We start from the raw sequence: 18,817 nt of genomic DNA, 5'->3' as shown, positions 1-18,817 counted from the left end.
TGTGAATGCTTGAGCCTCACGGGTTTTCGCCGCACATGCCTATCCTTCTTAGCTGAACGGTGTAATTCGAACAAATATGCCTCAGAACCGCTATGTACATCTTAGTTGATCTATCTTGGGACGTCTTTCACCGCCGCAGCCTGCCGCTTCGCGTTGCGTATTCCACTGCAGCGGTGTATAACTGAATTATATCGAATCCGAGGTCCTCATTTCCACGTTGTTTAAGATGCGGCGAACCAGCCGACGTATAAAGGAGTGTTCCACGATGTCCAGACCGTTGCAAATATCCCCCGAAACCGCCATAAAGCTTTCCAAAGAGCTCAATGTGCCAATCGAGCATCTCATGCATATGCCCAAGCATATTTTACTGCAGAAGCTCGCCGAGCTGGCTGCCAAGCCGGATCAGACGCCGGAAGCCGATAATGGCACGACGGGTAAAGGAGACGCAAATTAAGTGATTCCGTTCGAACGCACATGGCCTTACGATATTCAAATGAAAGACGTCTATGTCCCCTCCTGCCCTTTCTGCGGACAGGATCACGTGCTTCTATCCCTTACCCCCGCGGAAATCCGCGACATTCAAGAGGGCAGCAAACGTCTGGTCATCTTCCCATGCTGCCGGAATAAAGTGACCGTTGTCGATGCCGACCAAGACTACCTGCTGACCAACACGCGCTTGCGCAAAGGATAGGGCTGGAACGCCGGTTTGTTCAAACGTGAAGAAATAGGGCACAGTAAAGGCATCCTTTTCTACACGTTTTAAGGCAGGTGACTTAACCTTGTTCCAGCTCTGGCGGATTGGCGCTTCAGTCGTTCTTGCAAGCGGGGTATTCGCCCCCGGGCTCCCGGTACCGCCGAGCGAGATCGCGGGCGTCATCGACCGGTTCAAAGAGATCTACAGCATTCCAGGCAAATTGGACGAGCTTAAGGAGCAGTACGTCCAGATGCAGGCCGTCCTTGCCGAGCAGCAGCGGCAGCTCGAGGAAGCCAGGCAGACAGCTCAGCAGTATGCCATGCGCCAGCAGGAGCTGATGGAGCAGAACGAAGCGTACCGCAAGCAGAATGAGCTGCTCCTGCAGCGGATCGACAAGCTGACCCGGGACAAGTCCGAGCAGCGGCGGCTCTTTCGAACCATCGTCCTCTCCGTAACCGTAGTTGCGGGCATGGTACTGCTATATCTCCTTTCTGTCCGTGTCTGGCGGCATTGGTCCTGGTTCAAACACCGTAACGGCGGAGGAGGTGGCCCATGAAGGTGACCGCACCCGCCCCAATCGGCCATGCCCTGGTTCAGCTCGATCATGGGGAAGCCGTTCATCTCCTCCATCCGAAGTCCATTATCGCTTACCAGGGCGCCCCGCATCTGCGGGAGGACCGGTTCATGGACTGGGCCGGTATGTACCGGAAGAAGAAGTGGATCCGGTCGCGCATGCAGGGGCCTTCGCAGTTCATTCTCGGTCTTCCGGCCGGCTGTATGTTAGAGACGATGAATATCGCGCCGGACAGCAATTTGCTGTTCGACTTCCGCCACGTTCTGTTTTATTCGGACGGTATGATGATGAAGAGCCGTATTCAAAAGATCCAGACAATCTGGATTACGCATGAATGGGTACGCATGCGCTTCAGCGGTCCCGGCTCGCTAGGCATACTCTCGGCCGGCGACCTGGGCATACTGCAGCTTGACCCCGTGAAGCCGTTATATGTGGAGAAGGGCTCTCTTATCGCTTATCCGGAACAGGCCCATGTCAATCTTTCTGTCTATGGGAACCAGCTAGCCAGCCAGCATATGCAAATCCAATGGGAGCTAAAAGGGTCAGGCCCGGTTCTGATCCAGACCGGCTCGCGCGATTCGCAGTTGGAAGATCAGCTTCAAGGCGGCGGACTAATCAAACGGATTTTTCGCGAGCTGCTTCCGTTTGGCGGCATCTATATCAAATAACCAGTTATTCTCCGCTGCAGCCTGCCCTGCACGACATAAAAAGGCCTCCAACTCCACCGTGACAGTGATGATGTTGGAGGCTTCTCTTATTTTGTGCTGACTGTCAGCCGTCTTAATGTGCGCTAACCTTAGTGGGACAAGACCACTGCTTCAACGGAGTCAACTAAGCGTATAGTTCGCCCTGCTGCGGATTCGAGTGTACTTCGGGAGCCGACTGCTCCGCCCGAATTAACTGCCATTGTTCACGGCTGGCACGGATCATCGAAGCATCCGCAATCCGCTTGTCGTTCACGACCCTCGAGAACCAGCGCACGGCTTCGTTCTTTTCCCCAACCCGCCGATACAGCTCGCCGATCAGAAACATCAGCTTCGCATTATTGAGGGAGACGCCTTCCGTCTCATAAACCTGAATATAGGAGTCCAGGGCATAGCGCAGAAACCGTTCCTCCTGCTCCGTATTATCCTCATAGCGATAAAGCCACGCAATGTGATGCAGGATGCCGGCTATGACGCGCTCCTTCTCTCCGACAGCCTGTCCGCATAGAAGCGCAAGCTTGTAGCATGTCATCGCTTGCTCAGCGGTCCGGTTCCCGCCATAATCCCGTTTCACCCACTGGGAGCCGATCCGGTCATAATACTGCTTCCGCTTCACATCAGCAAGCTGATCCATACCGTTCTCGGTCGTTGCGAACCCGCAATTCGGACAAACCCGCACGACGTAGAAGTCCGGATTGATGTCCTCCCGGTAATATCCGCAAAAATCGCTGTCCCGCGACAAAGCTTTCTTAAAGCTCGGTCTGACCCGCGAGGTTTGGAAGGTCTGCTCGCAGCAGATGCAAGTAATCGTTGACTGGTAGAGCGGCTCCATAAGGATCACGTCTCCTGTTCGTTAGTAGTGTTGACGAAGTGGCGCGCAGGCCCCGATAGCCTGTCCAGGACGAACTGCTGCAGCTCGCCTGGCAGATCCGTCTCCGCGAGCGCCCGCCTCATACAGTCGAGCCAAGCGTCCGCGTGCGCCGGTGTAATCGGGAATGGCAGGTGACGAGCGCGCATCATCGGATTTCCGTATTCATCAGTATAAAGGGAAGGCCCTCCGAAAAACTGTGATAAAAATTTCATCTGCTTATCCTTGACCGGCTCAATATCCTCTGGAAACAGCGGCGCCAGTAAAGGATGCTTCTGAACGTTAGTATAAAAGACCTCCGTAATTTGTCTTAACCCTTCGAGTCCTCCAACAGCATCATAAGTAGTTCTATAGTTATTCATCGACAGATTGTCCTCCATTTTATAGGTCTTTGGTATTATAAATTTCTTGCAGGGGGAAGGACGCTTCAGATCATGGGCGTTTTCCTTGCCAAATCGCTGCAAACAACAAAAAAATGCCCTTCAAAAGAGGGCATTCTGCGACTATTAGAACAACTCAAGCAGATCCACTAGCTTTCACAATCCTCTTCGCCGGGAGCCAATAGCGACTCACGGATCACGTAAACAAAAGCGCAAACGAGGATGCCGGCAATAATACTCATTAGTGATCACCCCAGCGTCTGAATATAGATCTATTGTATCACAGCTTTGTCGAAAACACATCATTCTTTGCAAGCGTTTTCTCATTTTTTTAATAAAAATTTTTTATAAAGATGCGCTTTCCGGTTAGGCATCATTTTTCCTTCGGGGTACTTGTTTGTCCACCTCCATACATATAGTTATAGAAGATCGACCTTGTTCATGACACTAACCTGTGCGAATGGAGGGGAATTTGTGCAACTCGTCCGATTCTTGTTCCGTCCTGCGGTCATTCCCGCCTGGGCTGCCGCGCTGCTCGTTCTGCTGCTTGCCTTATTTCCCGCAGCGGCCCTGCATGCCTCGGTTCGAGGGCTGTCCATCTGGTGGCAGGTTCTGTTTCCCGCACTGTTCCCATTCTTCGTCATCTCGGAGCTGCTGCTCGGCTTTGGCATCGTTCATTTCTTCGGCACGCTGCTGGACCCGCTCATGCGGCCGTTATTCAGGCTTCCCGGAATCGGCGGTTTCGTCGTCACCATGGGTTACGCGTCCGGTTATCCCGTCGGAGCGAGACTGACGGCTCAGCTGTGGGAGCAGCGGCTTATCACGCGTGCCGAGGGCGAGAGGCTCGTGGCCATTACCACCACCTCCGATCCGATCTTTCTGATCGGAGCCGTTTCCGTCGGATTTTTCAACAATGCGGCACTTGCGCCGCTGCTCGCCGCCGCTCATTACGGCGGAGGCCTCATCATCGGACTTCTCATGCGCTTCCACGACCGGAAGGGTCCCGAATCGTCTCCTCCCCCCGCGCCCGCCCAATCCGGGACGGGCAGGCGTCCAACGCGGCTCAAGCAAGCCATAGTCGCCATGCATCAGGCCCGACTGCTGGACGGGCGCGCGGTCGGCACGCTGCTTCAGGAAGCTGTTCAGGCTGCGCTCCGGCTCATGATCGTGGTCGGCGGGCTTGTCGTTTTCTTCTCCGTCGTTATGGAGCTGCTTACGATGGTCGGCGTAATCGGAATGATCGCCGAGCTATTCCGGATCGTTATGAGCACGTTCGGAATGCCGGCATCGCTCTCGGAAGCGGTCGTGAACGGCCTGTTCGAGGTTACGCTCGGAGCTAGAACGGCAGGGGAGTCAATAAGCAGCGGTCTGGTCCATCAGGCTGCTATCGCCGCTTTCATTCTTTCCTGGGGCGGCTTGTCGGTTCATGCACAGGTGGTCAGCTTGCTTAGCCGTACCGATTTGCGCTATCGCCCGTTTTTGATCGCCCGTCTCGTGCATGGCGTTATCGCGGTTATACTCGTGTATATTCTCTGGAATAGTTTGGCTCCGGCCGGATAACATTGTTTTTACCGGCGTTTTCCGATATGATCGACTTATTATAAGGTACGTAAAGGAGCTTATTTCATTGAACTACGTCGTAGTGGACAGAGGAGATGAGCTGTCCAAGCAGCTAGCTGAGCAATTTCACGAGCTTGCGGCCGCCAGGGGGCTTACGTTTAACGAGGATTCACCGGAGATGGTCGTCTCGATCGGCGGCGACGGAACGCTGCTGCAAGCCTTCCACTCCTACAAGGACCGCTTGGATGACGTTGCTTTTGTCGGCGTGCACACGGGACATCTTGGTTTCTTTGCCGATTGGAAAGCAGGCGAGCTCGAAGAGCTTGTCCGCATGATGACCGAGAGCGAGCCTCATATCGTCCGTTACCCGCTCGCCCAGATCGAGCTGGAGACCGCATCGGGTGTTTCGAATCATATCGCGCTCAATGAATTCACGATTAAAGGCGTGGATAATACCATCGTCGCTCAGATCAACATCAATGACGAATTGTTCGAGATGTTTCGCGGCGACGGCATCGTCGTCTCCACCCCGTTAGGCAGCACAGCTTATAACAAGAGCTTGGGCGGCGCCGTCATTCATCCTTCGATCGAATCGCTGCAAATTGCAGAGATCGCTTCGATTAACAACCGGGTGTACCGGACACTCGGATCTGCAGTCGTGCTGCCGCAGCATCACCATTGCGACATCATCTCGCGCAAGGAGCAGCGGCTGCTGCTGTCGTTCGACCATTTGAATATGACCCGCAGCGATATCCGTTCCATACGCTGCAGCGTAGCAAGCCGTAAAGTAAGCTTCGCCCGGTATCGGCCGTTTCCGTTCTGGAATCGGGTACGGGAAGCATTCCTCGGCTATGATGTCAAATAACGATGAATGCTTTCCGAGCGTACTTAAAGGTCGTTAAGCCCTACCGGTGGATGATCGCTCTTACGCTCTTGATAGGAGCGGTCAAATTTGCCATACCGCTTACGCTTCCGCTCTTCCTCAAATATATCGTCGACGGGGTGCTGCTAGCCCCGATAGCTGCGGAAGTGAAGATCGAGAAGCTGCTCAAGGCAATCGGATGGGCTTTCCTGCTGTTCGTCGTCGTCCGGTATCCGGTGGAGTATTACCGGCAATATTTTGCGCAAATGACGACGAGCCGCATCTTATTTGATTTACGGGGCAAGCTGTACGCCCATCTTCAGAAATTATCGATCCGTTATTTTCAAAACCGGAAATCCGGTGAAATCATATCGCGTATGATGAACGATGCGGAGCAGACCAAGTCGCTGGTCGAGACCGGGCTGATGAACATATGGCTGGATATGTTTACGCTCACCGTCGCGCTGGTCATCATGTTCCAGATGAACACCGTGCTCACGCTCGTCGCGATCGTTATCCTGCCTTTCTACGCCATAGCCGTCAAGAAACTGTACAAACGGCTGCGGAACTATTCGCGTTCCCGGTCGCAGTCGCTTGCCGAGATGCAGGGCTATTTGAACGAGCATGTGAACGGCATTCCCGTCGTCAAGAGCTTCACGCTGGAGACCCATGAGGAGAACCAATTCCGAGACCGGAACTCGACGTTTCTTCAGAAGGCGCTGGCTTTAACGCGCTGGAATGCGCTGACCCAATCCATTATTAACACGCTGACCGAAATCGCGCCTCTCCTTGTGCTTGCATATGGAGGTTATTTGGTTGCTGTCGGAGACCTCTCGATCGGAGCCTTCGTCGCCTTCTACAGCTACCTGGATCGTCTCTACTCCCCGCTTCGCAGGCTCGTCAACGCATCGACCGAGCTGACTCAAGCTTCGGCTTCGCTCGAACGGGTTATGGAGCTGATGCATGAGACGCCGGAAATTCAAGACCAGCCCGGCGCGAAGGAGCTGCGCGATGTGCGCGGAGAAATCGGGTTCCGAGACGTTTCGTTCCGTTATCTTGAGGATGGGGAATGGGTGCTGCGCGATATCGACCTGAGCATACCGGCCGGCCAAACCGTAGCGCTTGTCGGAATGAGCGGCGGCGGCAAATCATCGCTCGTCAGCCTGCTCGCCCGCTTCTACGACATTCAAGAAGGCTCCATTACCATCGATGGGCGCGACATACGTTCGGTGAGCCAGCACAGTCTGCGGGCGCAAATCGGCATGGTTCTGCAGGATAGCATTCTATTTAGCGGAACGGTTCGGGAAAACATCTTGCTCGGCTCCCCTGAAGCCTCGGAAGAATCCATGGTGGACGCCGCCAAGCAGGCCAATGCGCATGAGTTCATCATGTCGCTGCCGGAGGGCTACGATACGGAGATTGGCGAGAGAGGCGTTAAGCTGTCAGGCGGACAGAAGCAGCGGATCTCCATTGCGCGCGTCTTCCTCAAGAACCCGGCTATCCTGGTGCTGGATGAAGCGACTTCAGCGCTTGATTTGGAGTCCGAGCATGCGATACAAGAATCGCTCGGCACGCTCTCGCAGAATCGCACAACGCTCATCGTGGCTCACCGCCTATCCACGATTACGCATGCCGACAGCATCGTCGTCATCGAGCACGGCACGGTCGTCGAACAAGGCTCTCATCACGAACTCATGGCCAAGGATGGCGTATACGCACGGCTTTATAATGTTCAGCATCTCTAAGGCGGATCAGAGCCTATTGTATTGGCCAGCCAGATCCATAAAGGGCAGTCCCTGACGTCATCGAATATGACAGAGGGACTGCCCTTTGTATGTTGCCTGTTCATTCCGGCGCGGCAATACAAAAACCCGAAAGACAAACACTTTATTCAAGTGTACGTCTTTCGGGTCGCAGTTCAAGATTATAAGTCTGCCGATCAACTGCTGCAGAAGAAAGCTCTTCTAGCTCTTGTGGCTGCCGGAATCCTTGCCGCCGCGCGGAGCCTGAGCCGTCGCAGGCGTCTCGGACGCAGCCGCCACGGGAGCCTTGGCAGAAGGGAATTGCTGCTTCTTCGGACGCGCTCCCTGCTGCGGACGATCGCCTCCATGCTGGCGGGGCGGACGTGCGCTCTCCTTGTCGCGATCCTTGTCATGCTCTCGATCGCGATCCTTATGCGCCTTGCGGCCGCCGCTTGCGGTCTCCTTATCCGAATCGCGATTGTGATCCTTCCGGTTCGGGTGCGAACGACCGTAATCCCGCCGCTGCTCGCGATGGTTACGCGGTACGGCCCGGATATGCTCGCGCTTCACAGCCTCTTCGCCTTCCGAAGCCGCAGCTACGGGAGCCGACGCCGCATCGTAAGCGACCTCGCCATCTCCATTCTCGCCTTCCGGCCGGTCAGAGTCCTGGAACTCGGCCGCATCCAGATCGATGTCGTCCTCGCCGCCATCCTGCCTGCCGCCCGGATGCTTCAACAACACGAAATAAGCGCAGCCGAAATTGCAGTATTCGTTAATGTAATCGACCAAACCCGAAATCGTGCTGCCCGGAGTCGCTTTCGGGTGATTATCGCGAAAGAATCCTTTTAGCCGCAGTTGATTATAGCCCCAGTCGCCGATGACGTAATCGTAACGTTCCAGCACGTCGCTGTAACGGTCGCGGAACGCCTCGGGATTCCATCCGTTTTTGTGATCGTGAACAAGTTCATAGGATCTCCCGCCGATATGGATCAAAGCTGCATGTCACCCCTTCTACATAGAAGCCGATTTAGCCTCGCTCGCTGACTGTACCTGCTCATGCGCGTGATAGGAACTGCGGACAAGCGGGCCGGACTCCACGTGGCTGAAGCCGCGCCGCAGTCCTTCTTCTTTCAATTTGGCAAATTCATCCGGATGAACGTATCGATCGATCGCAAGATGATTGCGCGTCGGCTGCAAATATTGACCCAGTGTCAAAATATCGCAGTCCACAGCACGCAAGTCGTCCATCGCTTCCAATATTTCTTCGAAGGTTTCGCCGACGCCAAGCATAATGCTCGACTTGGTCGGAATGTTAGGCTGCATTGCTTTGGCCTGCTTAAGCAGCTCCAGCGAACGATCGTATTTGGCCTTGGCGCGGACGCGATTGGATAGCCGCTTCACGGTTTCGATATTATGGTTCAGTATGTCCGGCTTGGCGTCCATGACCACTTGCAGTGCTTCCCAATTGCCCATGAAATCCGGTATGAGCACCTCAACGCTGCATAATGGCAGTTCTTTGCGAATCGCCTTGATCGTTGCCGCGAAGATCGAAGCTCCGCCGTCCTTCAAGTCATCGCGTGCTACGGACGTGACAACGCAGTGCTGAAGTCCCATCTGCTGCGCCGCTTCCGCAACGCGCTCCGGCTCCTGCAGGTCTAGCTCGGTGGGCATTCCCGTCTTCACCGCACAGAAGCGGCAAGCGCGGGTACAAATATCGCCCAATATCATAAAGGTTGCCGTACGGTTCGCCCAGCATTCGTAAATATTCGGACAGCGGGCTTCCTCGCATACCGTATGCAGCTTCTTCGAACTCATCATATCTTTAATCTCGGCGTAGTTGCCGCCTGTTGTCAGCTTGATTTTGAGCCAGTCCGGTTTGCGTTCCGGCTTCTGCAAGGTCTTCATGATGGCATACCTACTTTCTGTTCATTCCTGCGTCTTATTATAGCACGTTTCGGATAAAAACCAATTATTTTGCGGATGATACAGGTGAACGTTTCTTCCTAGAGGTGACCTGAATGAAATGCACCCATATTCGCCGCACGATGCTTATCGCTTGCACGATCGGCTTGCTGACATCGCTCGGCCTTGGCGCAGAATCCGCTCATGCGCAGGCTCCAGCCAAAGCCAATACCCCCGTTAATCGTGCGTCAGGGAGCGCAAGCACCGGCAATAGCAGCCAGGCGTTCGATAAACGAAGGGAGCTCTTTGACCAGATGAGCGCCATAAGCGGTATCCCCTGGTACAGGCTTGCGGCCATCGATCAATATGAGCGTACGATCACGAAGGCCCGGTCAAAATCGCGGCAGCAGCTTGGGGAATGGATCGGCATCTATATGACGCCGTCCCAATGGACCGGCCTGTTAAACCCCGACGACGAAGATCAATTCCCGCTCTCGATCCGCTGGTTCAGCGGCGCCGGCAAGGACGGCGACGGCGACGGTCTGGCCAAACGCACCAGCGACTCCGACCTGCTCTACGCTGTCGCCAGTCATCTCATGAAATTCGGCCCGTCCGAGGACGACTTCTCAATCGGAGTATGGCAGTATTATCACAATAGCCGGGCAGTCCAGCGAATCCGACAGTTTTCCCGCATCTACGCCGCGTACGGGCAGCTCGACCTGTTCGAGCATGCCTTCCCTGTACCTGTTGGAAACAATTATTCCTATAAGGGAACATGGGGGACCAAACGCAGCTGGGGCGGCTACCGGATTCACGAAGGAACGGACATATTCGCCAATCATGGCGTTCCCGTCCGCAGCACCTGCTACGGCATCGTCGAAGTAAAGGGCTGGAATCCTTACGGCGGCTGGCGGCTGGGAATACGGGACTTGAACAATGTATATCATTATTACGGCCATCTTTCAGGCTATGACAAGAACATCTCCGTAGGCACGATCGTGAAGCCCGGCCAGCCAATCGGCTGGGTTGGAAGCTCAGGTTACGGCAAGCCCGGCACGCAGGGCAAGTTTCCCCCGCATCTTCATTATGGCGTCTACCGCGACCGGGGATTGATCGAGTGGTCCTTCGATCCGTATCCGATGCTCCGGCAATGGGAAAACGAGGAACGGCGCCGCCTCAAACGGCGTTAGACATTCCATCCAGAAAGGAACGGCAGCAAAGCGCAGTACTGTGCTTTGCTGCCGTTTTTTCATTTTACTTCAGACGTATTCGGTTGCTGGATCTCCCCCGATCCTGCCCCCTCATTGCCGCCTTGCTCCTCGGTTCCGGGCTCGGCCGGCTTAACCTCCGCCGGCGGGCTTGTCGTTACGCCGTTCATGCCGGGCTCGATCGGCAGGGAAATGTTCGGCGCTCCCGGAGCCGAATCGCCGACCGGGTTGCCTTTGTTATCGTAATAATACATCGGCACATCGCCTACAACGAGCAAATAGGAAATCGGGATCTCCGTCTCCACCAGCTCAGGCCTTGTGTCGAATGGAATGATGATGGATACCTCCGCCGTGATCCTCATATATACTTCAACCAAGATCATATTGATGCCGGCATCCTTCTGCCTCGTATTCAAATCGACCTTCACCGCCCCGAGCGGTTCGAATTTGACCGGCACACGAGGTCCGAAGGATGTAATAATCGCACTGTTAAGAGCCCGGCCGATCGGAATATGCTCCGGAATGTCGCCCAGCTCGGTCAATGTCCCCTGTACGGTATCGATGGTCTGGGATGTTATTCGCATGTGCTCCGCATAGTTCAGCATAAAGCCGGAGATTTTGCCGCTTGCGTTCGTCTTCCAGTCGATCAGCTTCTCGGCGGCATCCGTCTGGTGTGCGACCTGCTCCGTTATGGATTTATTAATCGCCTGGGTAGCAACCTGTTTTACCCTGATCATCGCAACATGCATCAGCGGCTCGCGCAGGTTCCGTTCGATGAAAATAAAGAATTGGAACAAGAAAAACAAACCGACGAGCGTTATAATTAGAAACACTTTCCCGCGGCTCAGCTTCTTCCCCTTGGGCCGGCGGCGGCTGCGCCATCCTCTTCTACCCCATCTTGACATGCGGCGATCCCCCTTCCACACTTCGTCCGCATCCCCTTTCCAAGCTTATGCAGCGTTCGTCCAAAAAAGAAGAAACACCCTGCGCCAGCGGGTGCTTCGATTCATTCCTATCAAGAAAACGGAGACGGCTTATGAGCCGTCCCCGCATCCGGTTGCAATCTAGCGTCTATATATGTGCAGGTGTATTTATGCCCTTCCCTGCATCCGCGCCGTCATTCTTGTTGTCTTTCTTGTGGAACAGCTTGCGCAGCAGCGGCAGCAGGTAATAGTCGACGCCGAATTTGCCGGCATTGATTCCTCCCGCCAGGACGATTGTCCCGATGAGGACCATCCAAGGATTCGTGCTGATCGTTCCGGCAAACAGGAACATGAAGTTCATAAGCAGTCCGAAGAATGCCGCCGCCGTCGTTAGAGCTCCCAAGATAAGTCCCAGGCCGACCAGCGTCTCACCGATCGGGATGACAATATTGAATATTTTTGCATTCGGCAGCGCGAAGTGTTCAAGAAATCCGGTGAAGGTTGGGTAAACAAGTTCATTCGTCGCTTTGTCCATGACCGGTTTGGCGACTGCTCCCTTCAAATACCCTGTGGCGTCGAATCCGCCCGTCAGCTTGTGGATCCCTGCCGTCATCCATTGCCAGCCCAGATACACCCGAAAGATAAGCAGTACGCCGGCTGCATACACATTTTCTCTCCAAAATTTCATCATGACCATACACTCCTTTGTATTTTAAAAAAGGTGCATTGCTTGCAGGTTGTTCAAGCTGCTTGATTACTTCCTGATCACACTTTCACTATACCCCCTTATCCAAATCATGTATGTGAAATAAATCACATAATATGAAAAACATTTGCGTTATTTTTTCAACCGCACTTTTATGCGGCGCATAACAAAAAGACTCCGGAGATGAATAACCATCTCCGAAGCCTTAAGGTACTTATAGCTCGATCTCAGATCCCGCCGGTCGCGGTCCCGAGCCCGGATTAATCCCATGCCTGCTCAAGGATGGGCCTCACTCCCCGCGAAGGCTGAGGCTGTCGAGCTCCGGATGACCAGCTCCGGCGTTAGAATAGTCCGGGCTTGCTCTTCCGCCGTGGAGTCTCCTTCCAATAAGCGTATCAGCGTTTCTACCGCAATGCTGCCCATCTTCTCGGTCGGCTGCGAAATGGTTGTCAGCGCCGGTTCCGTTACGGATGCCAGAATCGTGTTGTCGAAACCGACGATCGACAGCTGCTCGGGTACCCGAATACCAAGCTCCTTGGCCGCCTGAAGCGTGCCGATGGCAATCAGGTCGTTGCAGCAGAAAATCGCCGAGGGCGGATTAGAACCCGCAAGCAGCTCGAGCGCCCTGCTTTTGCCGTCCTTCAATAAATTCTCCCCGGTCTTCTTCACCATCTCGTCGGGCAGCTCTAAGCCTTGACTCATGATCGCGTCTCTAAATCCGCGGAGTCTTTCCCGGCTGCTGCTTACCTTGGTCGGCTCCGTAATAATCGCCATGCTTCTATGCCGGAGCCCGAGCAGATGCTCGGCCGCTTTCTTCCCGCCTGCATAATCGTCAACGATGACGGTAGGCAGCTGAATGCCCGGCATTTCCCTGGCGATCATGACGATCGGAATCGATTTGTGAAGCAGCGGGGTCAAAAGATCCCGATCCTCGACGCCGGTGCCGATAATGATGCCATCGACGCTCTTCTGCTGCAGCAGCTCCAAATAACCGCTCACCTTCTCGTCCTTGTTGTCCGTACTGCATATGACCAGACTGTACTTGCTGCGGCTGCCGCAATCCTCGACGGCTCTGGCCATCTCCGCAAAGAAGGGATTCGATATATCCGGAATGAGCAGCCCCAGCGTAAACGTGCTCTTGCCGGTTAATGCGGACGCAATGACGCTTGGGCGGTAATTCAGCTCCTCCATAATACGGTAGATCTCTTGCCGCCGCTTGTCGCTGATCTTTCCCTTTCCGTTAATCACTTGCGAGACGGTCGCGATCGACACGCCGGCTTCGCGGGCTATATCATATATCGTTGCATTCGACATCTCATCCACCCGTTCATTAGTCCAAATCTACGTACCTCTCATTATGTGGGGATGGAAGCCAAGTTGCAACCGCCGGTCACCCGCGCGGCTGCATAATCCACGCATGGTCCGGATCATTATGGAATTTCCACGTGCGCGCCGGGCCGGCCATCACGTTCAAATAGTACACTTCATATCCGGGGGGCGCGCTTACCGGATGGTAACCCTTCGGCACCAATACGGTCTCGCCGTCTCTTACAGCTAATGTCTCATCCAGCGTCCGGTCGTCGGTGTAGACGCGCTGGATCGCGAAGCCCTGCCGCGGCTGCACGTGATAATAGTACGTTTCCTCCAGCAGCGACTCGTCCGGCAGCGCGTCCCGGTCATGCTTATGCGGAGGGTAGCTCGACCAGTGGCCTTCCGGCGTGAACACTTCCACCACCAGCAAGCTGTCCGCCTTCTCGCTCTCCGGCAAAATGTTATGAATCCGGCGTTCGATATGGCCGTATCCGCGCATCTCCACGCCAACCGCAGCCGGCGGGATCAGTCGGGCTTCGCCGCCTCCTTGGTTGCCGGGCGCGGCACAAACCGCCAATTCAAGCTCCGTCAAGGCACCCACTTCAAGTCGGTCGCCTGCCGGAACATAGACCGAGTAAGGAGGGATTTTCTCGAATACGTTCATTCGCTGTCCGATGTTGTCCCACTTCTGCGTCTCCGTATGGACGTCCGCCCTGCCGCTTAGCAGAACAAGACAAACCTCCTGTTCGCCGGTTTCCCGCCGGTACGATTGTCCTTCCTGCAGCTTCACCACCTGAAACCCTACATGGCTCCACCCTGCGGATTCCGGCGTTACCGTAAGCACGGTCCCATCCGGGCCTGGGATTGCGGCCGGCTTGACGATTAATTCTGACATGTCGCTCCTCCTAGCTCGCTTAGTTTGACCGGCCGGTTCAACCGGCTGGACAGCTTGGCCGCCAATGCGATCCGTTCCGCCTGCAGCGCATCGCTCCCCGTCACAGGCAGCGGCTTGCCGCTCAGCAGACATTCAATAAACAACCTCGTCTCCCGCACATAGGCATCATTGTACCGCTCCAGAAAGAAGTGCAGCGGCTTGTCCCGCATTATCCCTGAGGACGTGCTGATCTCAGCCGTATTCGGATGATCGTTCGTCACATTCACGCTGCCCTTGGAGCCAAATACCTCAACGCGCTGATCGTAGCCGTAGACCGCCTGACGGCTGTTGTCGATGACGCCTAACGCGCCGCCGCGGAATTTGAGCGTGACGATCGCCGTATCGACATCCTCATGCTCGGCGAAGATCGGATCGATGCGCACCGCTCCTTGGGCATATACCTCTTCAACCTCATCGCCGGTCAGGAACCTGGCCATGTCGAAGTCGTGAATCATCATATCGATAAAGATGCCGCCGGATACTTTGATGTAATCGGGATGCGGCGGATTCGGATCCCGCGACGTAATCTTCACGACATGCGCTTCACCCACCTCACCCGTCTCGACCAGCTCGCGAACGCGCCTAAAATTATGATCGAACCGGCGGTTAAAGCCGACCTGAAGCTGGACGCCCGCTTGTCTGACCGCTTCCAATGCCTCCTCGGTCTGGGCTATATCGAGACTGACCGGCTTCTCGCAGAAGATATGCTTGCCCGCTGCGGCAGCTTGCTTGATTAGCGGCACATGCGTGTCCGTAGAGGAGCAAATAAAGATGGCGTTAATGTCAGGATCGTCTATAATCGAGCCGCTGTCCTTGGTAACCCTGGCTATTCCCCTGGCCTCCGCCCATGCCTCAAGCTCGGGACCCGCATATAGATCGCTGATTGCCGCAACCTCGGCTTCAGGTAAACGAAGTAAATTATCGGCGTGGATTTTCCCGATCCGCCCCGCCCCGATAATCCCTATTTTTATTTTCTTCATGATCCTCTTCCTCCCGTTTGTCCGGTCCTGCCGTGTTGACGCTGCATTACCAGCGGGCGGTCACCATTTTTTTGCGCGTGTAAAATTCGACGCCGTCGCTGCCGTTCGCGTGCAAATCGCCGTAGAAGGATTTCTTCCAGCCGGAGAACGGGAAGAACGCCATTGGCGCCGGGACGCCCAAATTAATGCCGAGCATGCCGGCATCGATCGTCTCGCGGAATTGACGGACGCTGCTTCCATTCGAGGTGAACAGGCAGGCGCCGTTGGCAAATTCCGACCGGTTGGATATTTCGATCGCTTCCTCCAACGAATCCGCTCTGATGACGGACAGGACAGGTGCGAATATTTCATCCTTCCAAATTTTCATATCCGTCTGCACGTGATCGAAGACGGTCGGACCGACGAAATAACCGTCGCCTTGCGAAGCGGAGTCCTTGCGTCCGTCGCGGAGCAGAAGCGCGCCTTCTTTCTCCCCGGTTTCGATGTAGCTGAGCGTCCGCTCTTTATGCGGGCCGCGGATGACAGGACCGAGGAACGTGCCTTCTTCCATGCCGTTCCCGATCGTAATCTTATCGGCAGCTTCCTGCAGCTTCCGTACGAAAGCATCGCCGATATCGCCGACCGTCACGACGACGGAGCAGGCCATGCACCGCTCGCCGGCGGAGCCGAATGCCGCGTTGACGACTTCCTTCACCGCCAAATCCAAATCGGCGTCAGGCATGACGATCGAATGGTTCTTCGCGCCGGCCAGAGCTTGAACGCGTTTGCCATGCGCTGAAGCCGTTGTATATACATACTCCGCCACTGGCTGCGAGCCGACGAACGAGATAACCTTCACGTCAGGATGCGACAGGATCCCATTCACGACTTCGTGCGCGCCGTGGACGATGTTCAGCACGCCGCTCGGCAAGCCCGCTTCATGGAACAGCTCCGCCAGCCGGCACGCGAGCAGCGGCGTACGCTCCGATGGCTTCAGCACGAAGGTATTGCCGCAGGCAATCGCAAGCGGGAACATCCAGCAGGGCACCATCATCGGAAAGTTGAACGGCGTAATCCCGCCGACAACGCCGATCGGGTAACGGTACATGCCCGATTCCAGGTTGGATGCGATATCCGGCAGCTGCTTGCCCATCATGAGGGAAGGCGCGCCCGCGGCGAACTCCACGCATTCGATGCCGCGCTGCACCTCCCCGTGCGCTTCCGCGACGCTTTTGCCATTCTCGCGGGTAATCAGCTTGGCGAGTTCATCCCAGTTGTCGACCAGCAGCTGCTGATATTTAAACAGGATGCGCGCACGTCGTGGAACGGGCGTACGGCTCCATGTGCCGAAGGCCTGCTTCGCCGCTTGAACGGCGCGGTCAACATCCTCCGAAGTGGACAGCGGCACATAGGCCAGAATCTCTTCCGTCGCCGGATTAACGACGGGCTCCGTTCGTTCTGTAGCTGCATCTACCCATGAGCCATCAATCCAGTTTTTCAATACGGTCATTATCGTTCATTCCTCTCTGTAGGTCTGCTTGTCTCATGTTGCCGTAATTTCACCGCGTTCGCAGCGGCGGATATAATCCTCCACCTGCGGGACCGTCGGCATCGCGTCCGAGCAGCTATGGCTCGAGATGACAATGCACGCCGCCGCGCTTCCGAAGGCCATGCTCGACTCGATATCCCAGCCTTGCATAATGCCGTACAGGAAACCGGCCGCATACGAATCGCCCGCTCCGAACGTCTTGACCACTTTAGCCGGATAACTCTCCGCCCGGTGGCTGGCGCCATCCGGCGTATAAGCGATCGAGCCTTCCTTGCCGTGTTTAATAATGACGATCTTGGCGGAATGGTTGAACCACTTCGCAGCCGTGATCCGATCGCTGCGCTCCGGATTTTGCTCGAAGCGCTCCATCATATCGAATTCCTCACGCGTGCCGAGAATGATATCGCACCATTCTGCCGCGAGATTGTAATAGATCGCCGTCTCTTCCGGCGAGATCCACGTATAAGGCCGGTAATCCAGATCGAATGCGATAATTGCTCCGTGCTTGCGCGCGTATTGGAGCGCCTGAAAGACCGCTTCCCGGGAAGGGCTTTGCGCCAGCGCCGTTCCCGAGATCAGGAACACCTTCGCACCGGCGATAATATCTTCGCGCACTTCTTCCGCCGTCAGCTTCAAATCGGCTGCATTATCGCGGTACATCAAGATGCTGCAGTCGGTCGGGCTCTTAATTTCAGTAAAGGCCAGCCCTGTTACCGCTCCTGTCCGGTCCGTCACCACCCCGGCCGTATCGATCCCGTTCTTGTGCAAATAATTCGCAATGAAGCGTCCCATCTGGTCGTCTGCGATTTTGCCGACGAAGGCGGTCTTCATGCCCAACCTTGCCATTCCGATCGTAATATTCGCAGGCGAGCCGCCGACATACTTCGTGAATGTCATCGTCTCTTCCATGGGACGGTTAATTTCATTCGCATTGAGATCGATACATAAGCGGCCGATGGCGGCAAAATCAATCGGTTTATCCGCCGGTATCGTAATCGGGTTCATTCCGCTGCAGCCTCCTTTCCGTCAATAATGGAATCGATAAATTCCAGCGATCGCTTCGCATATTCATAGGCCGGATGCAGCCCGGGATCCTGCTCTCCCTCCAGCATCGCCCATCCGCTATAGCCCCGGCCGAGCAGCTCGGCGAAGATAGGGCCGAAATCGAGGCAGCCGTCTCCGGGTACCGTGAATACCCCTTCCCGGATGCAGGTGACGAAATCTGCGCCGCTTGCACGCGCGCGATCCAAGACATCTTGCCGGATATCTTTCAGGTGAACGTAAGCAATCCGGTCGTAATGCTTGCGGAGCACCGACAACGGATCCGCTCCGCCGTAATACGCATGTCCAGAATCGAACAGCAGATAGACGAGCGACGGGTCCGTTATCTCCATGAGCCGGTCGATTTCTTCCGGACGCTCGATGGCCGTTCCGCCGTGATGATGGTACGTCAGCTTGAGCCCGTATTCGCGCGCAATGGCGCCCGCGGCATTCAAGCCTTCCGCCAGACTGTTCCAGCCCGCCTCGTCAAGCGGTATGATTTCCTTCTCATGGGGCGTTCGTCGAGGGTCAAAGTGAAGCGAGCCCCCGACCTCGCATGTGCTGATGACGGTGCTGCCCATCGATTGAAGAAAAGCCGCATGCTTCCGGTACGCTTCCAGCTCCGCATCGCGGTAAGACGGGTCGGAGAATAAAACCGATTTCCATTGGGACACCAGCTGAATGCCCCGCTTGCCGAGCTCTTCCTTGAGCACGGCAGGATCCTGCGGATATTTGCGCCCCATCTCCGTTCCCGTCAACTCCAGCAAACGGATCTCGTCGAGAATTTGCTCATACGTCGTGTCCGCACCATGCTCTTTCACATCTTCGCCCACCCAGTTGATGGGATGAATACCTAATTGGAAAGGAAGCTTTCTCATTTGAAGGATCCCCTTTCGGCTA

The 18,817-nt window shown here is 55.4% G+C and carries 20 protein-coding genes; 8 read left to right on the top strand and 12 right to left on the bottom strand.

Translation table 11 applies throughout. From position 1 onward, the window contains the following. Positions 1-265: 265 nt before the first annotated feature. From L1F29_RS06220 to L1F29_RS06205, 4 genes are all read left to right on the top strand, one after another. Positions 266-454: a YycC family protein gene (locus L1F29_RS06220; RefSeq protein ID WP_258387473.1), complete on the top strand. Its 189-nt coding sequence runs from the start codon at positions 266-268 to the stop codon at positions 452-454. Continuing rightward, complete coding sequence (locus tag L1F29_RS06215; protein WP_258387472.1) at positions 455-691, top strand: hypothetical protein; 237 nt, start codon at positions 455-457, stop codon at positions 689-691. An 88-nt stretch (positions 692-779) separates the two neighbouring features. Beyond that, on the top strand, positions 780-1,250 hold the full coding sequence (locus tag L1F29_RS06210) for a hypothetical protein (RefSeq protein WP_258387471.1): 471 nt from the start codon (positions 780-782) through the stop codon (positions 1,248-1,250). Continuing rightward, positions 1,247-1,936 carry an AIM24 family protein gene (locus tag L1F29_RS06205; RefSeq protein WP_258387470.1) on the top strand — a complete coding sequence of 230 codons (690 nt, stop codon included), beginning with the start codon at positions 1,247-1,249 and terminating at the stop codon, positions 1,934-1,936. Before L1F29_RS06210 ends, L1F29_RS06205 begins: the two co-directional genes overlap by 4 nt. 163 nt (positions 1,937-2,099) lie before the next feature. On the opposite strand, the gene L1F29_RS06200 is transcribed toward L1F29_RS06205, so the two are convergent. Both L1F29_RS06200 and L1F29_RS06195 read right to left on the bottom strand, forming a co-directional pair. Beyond that, positions 2,100-2,804 (bottom strand): DUF2225 domain-containing protein, encoded by a 705-nt coding sequence (locus tag L1F29_RS06200; protein WP_258387469.1) that lies wholly within the window; start codon positions 2,802-2,804, stop codon positions 2,100-2,102. Between the two features lie 5 nt (positions 2,805-2,809). Then, positions 2,810-3,202 carry a globin domain-containing protein gene (locus L1F29_RS06195; RefSeq protein WP_258387468.1) on the bottom strand — a complete coding sequence of 131 codons (393 nt, stop codon included), beginning with the start codon at positions 3,200-3,202 and terminating at the stop codon, positions 2,810-2,812. A gap of 492 nt (positions 3,203-3,694) precedes the next feature. Here L1F29_RS06195 and spoVV point away from each other — a divergent pair, with 492 nt between their 5' ends. From spoVV to L1F29_RS06180, 3 genes are all read left to right on the top strand, one after another. After that, complete coding sequence (gene spoVV, locus L1F29_RS06190) at positions 3,695-4,780, top strand: dipicolinic acid transporter SpoVV (RefSeq protein WP_258387467.1); 1,086 nt, start codon at positions 3,695-3,697, stop codon at positions 4,778-4,780. Between the two features lie 67 nt (positions 4,781-4,847). Further along, positions 4,848-5,645: an NAD kinase gene (locus L1F29_RS06185; RefSeq protein WP_258387466.1), complete on the top strand. Its 798-nt coding sequence runs from the start codon at positions 4,848-4,850 to the stop codon at positions 5,643-5,645. A 2-nt stretch (positions 5,646-5,647) separates the two neighbouring features. Next, entirely contained in the window at positions 5,648-7,387 is a 1,740-nt protein-coding gene (locus L1F29_RS06180; RefSeq protein WP_258387465.1) for an ABC transporter ATP-binding protein, read from the top strand. 219 nt (positions 7,388-7,606) lie between these two features. Here L1F29_RS06180 and L1F29_RS06175 read toward each other — a convergent pair whose 3' ends face one another. Both L1F29_RS06175 and lipA read right to left on the bottom strand, forming a co-directional pair. Continuing rightward, on the bottom strand, positions 7,607-8,377 hold the full coding sequence (locus tag L1F29_RS06175; protein WP_258387464.1) for a YutD family protein: 771 nt from the start codon (positions 8,375-8,377) through the stop codon (positions 7,607-7,609). 18 nt (positions 8,378-8,395) lie between these two features. Continuing rightward, positions 8,396-9,289 carry a lipoyl synthase gene (gene lipA / locus L1F29_RS06170; RefSeq protein ID WP_258387463.1) on the bottom strand — a complete coding sequence of 298 codons (894 nt, stop codon included), beginning with the start codon at positions 9,287-9,289 and terminating at the stop codon, positions 8,396-8,398. 113 nt (positions 9,290-9,402) lie between these two features. Between lipA and L1F29_RS06165 the strand changes: the two genes are divergently transcribed. Beyond that, positions 9,403-10,476, top strand: coding sequence for a M23 family metallopeptidase (locus L1F29_RS06165; RefSeq protein ID WP_258387462.1), 1,074 nt, complete (start codon positions 9,403-9,405; stop codon positions 10,474-10,476). A 59-nt stretch (positions 10,477-10,535) separates the two neighbouring features. On the opposite strand, the gene yunB is transcribed toward L1F29_RS06165, so the two are convergent. The 8 genes from yunB to iolE form a co-directional block, all read right to left on the bottom strand. Further along, a complete protein-coding gene (gene yunB, locus L1F29_RS06160) occupies positions 10,536-11,399 on the bottom strand; it encodes a sporulation protein YunB (RefSeq protein ID WP_258387461.1) in 864 nt (287 codons plus the stop codon). A 166-nt stretch (positions 11,400-11,565) separates the two neighbouring features. After that, on the bottom strand, positions 11,566-12,108 hold the full coding sequence (locus L1F29_RS06155) for a DoxX family membrane protein (RefSeq protein WP_258387460.1): 543 nt from the start codon (positions 12,106-12,108) through the stop codon (positions 11,566-11,568). 291 nt (positions 12,109-12,399) lie between these two features. Continuing rightward, positions 12,400-13,437: a LacI family DNA-binding transcriptional regulator gene (locus L1F29_RS06150; RefSeq protein WP_258387459.1), complete on the bottom strand. Its 1,038-nt coding sequence runs from the start codon at positions 13,435-13,437 to the stop codon at positions 12,400-12,402. Between the two features lie 76 nt (positions 13,438-13,513). Next, positions 13,514-14,329 carry a 5-deoxy-glucuronate isomerase gene (iolB, locus tag L1F29_RS06145; RefSeq protein ID WP_258387458.1) on the bottom strand — a complete coding sequence of 272 codons (816 nt, stop codon included), beginning with the start codon at positions 14,327-14,329 and terminating at the stop codon, positions 13,514-13,516. After that, positions 14,317-15,348, bottom strand: a complete 1,032-nt coding sequence (gene iolG / locus L1F29_RS06140; protein WP_258387457.1) for an inositol 2-dehydrogenase — start codon at positions 15,346-15,348, stop codon at positions 14,317-14,319. Before iolG ends, iolB begins: the two co-directional genes overlap by 13 nt. 46 nt (positions 15,349-15,394) lie before the next feature. Further along, complete coding sequence (locus L1F29_RS06135) at positions 15,395-16,837, bottom strand: CoA-acylating methylmalonate-semialdehyde dehydrogenase (RefSeq protein WP_258387456.1); 1,443 nt, start codon at positions 16,835-16,837, stop codon at positions 15,395-15,397. 33 nt (positions 16,838-16,870) lie between these two features. Next, entirely contained in the window at positions 16,871-17,881 is a 1,011-nt protein-coding gene (iolC, locus tag L1F29_RS06130) for a 5-dehydro-2-deoxygluconokinase (RefSeq protein ID WP_258387455.1), read from the bottom strand. Continuing rightward, positions 17,878-18,795 carry a myo-inosose-2 dehydratase gene (iolE, locus tag L1F29_RS06125; RefSeq protein ID WP_258387454.1) on the bottom strand — a complete coding sequence of 306 codons (918 nt, stop codon included), beginning with the start codon at positions 18,793-18,795 and terminating at the stop codon, positions 17,878-17,880. Before iolE ends, iolC begins: the two co-directional genes overlap by 4 nt. Positions 18,796-18,817: the final 22 nt, after the last annotated feature.

This window comes from Paenibacillus spongiae, assembly GCF_024734895.1.
Taxonomy (GTDB): domain Bacteria; phylum Bacillota; class Bacilli; order Paenibacillales; family Paenibacillaceae; genus Paenibacillus_Z; species Paenibacillus_Z spongiae.
Note: the sequence above shows the minus strand (reverse complement) of the source record. Positions and strands in the feature narration are given on the sequence as shown.

Bases quoted from the DNA above. Each gene is read 5' to 3' on its own strand.
- yunB (WP_258387461.1), bottom strand. From the start codon at position 11,399: ATGTCAAGATGGGGTAGAAGAGGATGGCGCAGCCGCCGCCGGCCCAAG.
- L1F29_RS06220 (WP_258387473.1), top strand. From the start codon at position 266: ATGTCCAGACCGTTGCAAATATCCCCCGAAACCGCCATAAAGCTTTCC.
- iolC (WP_258387455.1), bottom strand. From the start codon at position 17,881: ATGAACCCGATTACGATACCGGCGGATAAACCGATTGATTTTGCCGCC.
- L1F29_RS06200 (WP_258387469.1), bottom strand. From the start codon at position 2,804: ATGGAGCCGCTCTACCAGTCAACGATTACTTGCATCTGCTGCGAGCAG.
- iolG (WP_258387457.1), bottom strand. From the start codon at position 15,348: ATGAAGAAAATAAAAATAGGGATTATCGGGGCGGGGCGGATCGGGAAA.
- iolE (WP_258387454.1), bottom strand. From the start codon at position 18,795: ATGAGAAAGCTTCCTTTCCAATTAGGTATTCATCCCATCAACTGGGTG.
- L1F29_RS06205 (WP_258387470.1), top strand. From the start codon at position 1,247: ATGAAGGTGACCGCACCCGCCCCAATCGGCCATGCCCTGGTTCAGCTC.
- L1F29_RS06195 (WP_258387468.1), bottom strand. From the start codon at position 3,202: ATGAATAACTATAGAACTACTTATGATGCTGTTGGAGGACTCGAAGGG.
- lipA (WP_258387463.1), bottom strand. From the start codon at position 9,289: ATGAAGACCTTGCAGAAGCCGGAACGCAAACCGGACTGGCTCAAAATC.
- iolB (WP_258387458.1), bottom strand. From the start codon at position 14,329: ATGTCAGAATTAATCGTCAAGCCGGCCGCAATCCCAGGCCCGGATGGG.
- L1F29_RS06165 (WP_258387462.1), top strand. From the start codon at position 9,403: ATGAAATGCACCCATATTCGCCGCACGATGCTTATCGCTTGCACGATC.
- L1F29_RS06155 (WP_258387460.1), bottom strand. From the start codon at position 12,108: ATGATGAAATTTTGGAGAGAAAATGTGTATGCAGCCGGCGTACTGCTT.
- L1F29_RS06180 (WP_258387465.1), top strand. From the start codon at position 5,648: ATGAATGCTTTCCGAGCGTACTTAAAGGTCGTTAAGCCCTACCGGTGG.
- L1F29_RS06150 (WP_258387459.1), bottom strand. From the start codon at position 13,437: ATGTCGAATGCAACGATATATGATATAGCCCGCGAAGCCGGCGTGTCG.
- L1F29_RS06135 (WP_258387456.1), bottom strand. From the start codon at position 16,837: ATGACCGTATTGAAAAACTGGATTGATGGCTCATGGGTAGATGCAGCT.